Origin of the sequence: Floricoccus tropicus, assembly GCF_001832905.1 — a bacterium.
Lineage (GTDB): Bacteria > Bacillota > Bacilli > Lactobacillales > Streptococcaceae > Floricoccus > Floricoccus tropicus.
In genome coordinates this window covers 1-3,688 of record NZ_MKIR01000017.1, presented here as the reverse complement: position 1 = coordinate 3,688, position 3,688 = coordinate 1, and the positions used below count along the sequence as shown (strand labels likewise).

Below are 3,688 nucleotides of genomic sequence, written 5' to 3'. Positions count from 1 at the left end.
CTGTAACATCACTTGGTTTTGTTGGTTTTTGCTGAGTATCAAAATATATTGGCGTTTTTCCATCCGTACCGGAAAATACTGGCCAGTTTATTAGATTACCACTTTGTATTCCAGCATGTACATTAACCTCACCTTTGACTTTCTCATCAACCTTACTAAGATCTATTGTTGTAGGTATTGTGACAGTAGTATCTCCAAAGACTGCTGCATTAGCAAGTTGATCAATCAATGTTCCGCTAGGTGAGACAACCGCGTTTTGAACAAGTTTAATAGCATTACCAGCTGTAACATCATAAGCAGTAATGGCAGCTTTTGCTGCTGTTACTGCTGCCTCTGCTGCAATTCTCCTTGGATTAAAGATTGATAAAGCTTTAACTTCTGGAGAAACTTCAAATGATAAATTTGCAATAACACTATTCAATTCTGAAAGAAGACTATTAATTTTTGCCGCTATATTTGATCCAATACCGTCATCAATTACAGCGTAAATATGATTTCCATCTTGTACTACGCTTACATTAGAATCAACTTTTTGGTCAAATTGTACAAGTTCTTGAGCAATTCTTCCTAGTATTTGTGATTGTTCTTCAAAGTTTGTATCAATATTTCCTGGATTTTTGGTAACATAATCCAACGCAGTTCCCATTGCTCCAGTTAATACATTGATACCTCCTACAATGGTCTTTAAGCTAGCACCGACAACAGGAAGCTCATCGAGACGAACAGAATAACTTGTATCAACTGTTGCAGTTCCTTTTGCCTGTATAGCACCCACCAATTCACTCGGAATTTCAATTACAGCTGATTTACGATCACCAATAATTGCCGAAGCACCTGCAAAACCTCCACCTTTTATAGTGAAATCTACATCTTTAAGATTGTCAGTTTGAGTACCAGCTTTATATGCAGTGTTATTCTTTGAATTACCACCATCAATAGTACCACTATCATTACCTACACTTATAGAATTAAATAATGAACCACTAGCTACAGCAGCATAAGCTCTAATGGTACCCAAATTAGCACCTGTAACATAACTAACCGACAAAGGTGCAACAACACCAATTGTTAGTGCAGCACCGGCATACAACCATTGTTTCCCGGATTTCCACTTTCTGAATCCCATTTTATCAGGATCCACTTTTTTGTTACTTCTCATATAATTCTCCTAAAAAATCTTTTTTTAAAATTTTAAATCGATTTAAACAATTAAAAAACACTCTGCGTAAAACTACTAGTAATTTCTTTTTTAGGCACCACCTCAATTCTTTAAGATATTTCCAACAACGAGCCTCTTACAAATACTTGTTGAAAACACCCCAATCTTACCTTTATAATACAACAATATTTTTTAATAGTAAAATATAAAATATGAATACAGTGCAATGATTGGAACAATATTTTAAAATAAATTATCAATTTAATCAAAATTAATAATATACAACAATCATTAAACTTTTTGAATATTAATGCAACAATATTTTTTGATTCATACAATCTATATAGAAAATAATTACTACTGATTTTTTATATAATATTACAATTTTTATAAAAAATTTACCTTAATAATTCCAATATATCAACTCCTAAAATTATTCGTGTGTTTAATAGTGCTTTGCCTAGCCTGTATAAAAAACTGGATGAACAAGAGTCATGAGATAACTCGAATATGCTTAGAGCGTGAAAATAAAAATACTAATAAGCTCTTGTTCTTATTGTTCAATATAAACAGGAGGTTTTATTATGGAAGCTATGGTTGAAACTTGTTGTGGTATTGATGTCCATCAAAAATCTATCGTTTGTTGTATCTTGACTGGTCCTCTTGATACAAATAAACCTAAAGCAATTCAAAAGTCATTTAAACCCACTACCAATGCTTTAAAAGATGCCCTAGGTTGGATACTAGAAAATAATGTTAGTCATGTTTTCTTTGAAAGCGCTGGTCAATATTGGATACCATTATTTAATATGTCTCTGATTCTGAGTTAGAATTAGTTCTAGCAAATCCCCAACATATTAAAAATTTACCAGGTCGAAAGACAGAAGTGAAGGATGCCGAATGGATAGCTCAACTAGGTAGGTGTGGACTTATTGCACCATCGTATATTCCAGACTCCGAAGTTATGCAGTTTCATTTACTAACTAGAAGGTTACATTCTTATAAACAACGTCAAACCCAAGTCAAAAATGAAATCCATAATTTGCTTCAACGTGTTAATATCAAGTTAACTAGTTGCTTATCTGATATATTCTCCAAAACTGGACAGAAGTTGCTTAACCTATTTATTAATGGAGAAATTATAAATATTGATAATATAACTACCTGTATGCACGGAAGGATTAAAGCAACTTCTAAAGAAATTCTCGAAGCTATGAATGGTAAATTATCTTACGAGGATAGATTTTTGATTGAACATAGCTTATCTGAATACAACATGTATCAAAAGTTGATAGGTGAGTTAAATCAAAAATAAAGGAATATATAGGTTTTCACTTTAAAGAAGAATATGAACTTTTAATGACTATACCTGGAGTAAGTGATGGATGTGCACACATAATATTAGCAGAAATTGGACCGGATGTAGATGCATTTCAGACAGATGGACATTTAGCTTCATGAGCTAGATTGTGTCCTGGCTTATGTGAAAGTGCAGGTATAAAAAAATCCTCGTACATAACACAAGGAAACAAATATATCAAACATGCATTAACTATGTCAGGAGGTATTGCTGGACGTTCTAAAGATATAGCATTTTCATCATTATACAAACTAGTTTCCCGTAGAGGAAGTAAGATGAAAGCTGTTATTGCTTGCACTCATAAAATAATCCGAATTATTTACAAGATACTTTCAACCCATCAAGCTTACAACAAAGAAAAAAGCATTAGGACTGAGGCAACAGTGCACTAACGCTTAAATCTTTTTAAAAATTTTACAATTACAGTATAGCACAGAAAGTGATTTTTTGTGATTTTTTACTGTATTTTTTTCAAATAAAAGAACCCTAGATAGAATATGAAAGTTGTCTCATATATCTAGGGTTCTTTTTATTTTATATCAAGATTTAAAAGTTATTAAGAGACTATATTTTACTCTTCATCTTCTCTTTTCTTTCTCTTGAATCCGAACAATCCTGCAAGACCAGCTAGTCCTACGCCGATAATGCCAGCTGCTTGTCCATTTTCTTCACCTGTCTTAGGTAATGAACCTTTGCCTTTATTGATTGTTCCTGTTCCATGACTTCCAGTTCCATGATTTCCTTTTCCACCATTTGGATCTTTGTCGTGTCCATTGTGTCCGTGGTTACCATGATCTGAGTCTGAGTCGCTGTCGCTATCTGAGTCTGAGTCGCTGTCGCTGTCTGAGTCGCTGTCGCTATCTGAGTCTGAATCGCTGTCGCTGTCTGAGTCTGAGTCGCTATCGCTGTCTGAGTCTGAGTCGCTGTCGCTATCTGAGTCTGAATCGCTATCGCTGTCTGAGTCTGAGTCGCTGTCGCTATCTGAGTCTGAGTCGCTATCGCTGTCTGAGTCTGAATCGCTGTCGCTATCTGAGTCTGAGTCGCTATCGCTGTCTGAATCTGAGTCGCTATCGCTGTCTGAGTCTGAGTCGCTATCGCTATCTGAGTCTGAGTCGCTATCGCTGTCTGAGTCTGAATCGCTGTCGCTATCTGAGTCTGAGTCGCTGTCG

General features: G+C 35.0%; 5 protein-coding genes. 3 read left to right on the top strand and 2 right to left on the bottom strand.

Going from position 1 to position 3,688, the window contains the following annotated elements; all coding sequences use genetic code 11:
• Positions 1-1,159 (bottom strand): adhesive domain-containing protein (locus tag BG261_RS05840; protein ID WP_143603373.1); only part of this gene is annotated, 1,159 nt, incomplete at its 3' end.
• A gap of 584 nt (positions 1,160-1,743) precedes the next feature.
• Between BG261_RS05840 and BG261_RS11140 the strand changes: the two genes are divergently transcribed.
• From BG261_RS11140 to BG261_RS11130, 3 genes are read left to right on the top strand one after another with little or no spacing between them, the layout of a single operon-like run.
• The gene (locus BG261_RS11140) at positions 1,744-1,989 is read left to right on the top strand and encodes a hypothetical protein (protein ID WP_075201847.1); all 246 of its coding nucleotides are present in this window, start codon (positions 1,744-1,746) and stop codon (positions 1,987-1,989) included.
• 26 nt (positions 1,990-2,015) lie between these two features.
• On the top strand, positions 2,016-2,474 hold the full coding sequence (locus BG261_RS11135) for an IS110 family transposase (RefSeq protein WP_075201846.1): 459 nt from the start codon (positions 2,016-2,018) through the stop codon (positions 2,472-2,474).
• 44 nt (positions 2,475-2,518) lie between these two features.
• Positions 2,519-2,620: a transposase gene (locus BG261_RS11130; RefSeq protein ID WP_075201845.1), complete on the top strand. Its 102-nt coding sequence runs from the start codon at positions 2,519-2,521 to the stop codon at positions 2,618-2,620.
• 470 nt (positions 2,621-3,090) lie between these two features.
• Here the strand turns inward: BG261_RS11130 and BG261_RS05825 are convergent.
• On the bottom strand, positions 3,091-3,688 hold a 598-nt coding region (locus BG261_RS05825; protein WP_143603371.1), incomplete at its 5' end, for an LPXTG cell wall anchor domain-containing protein.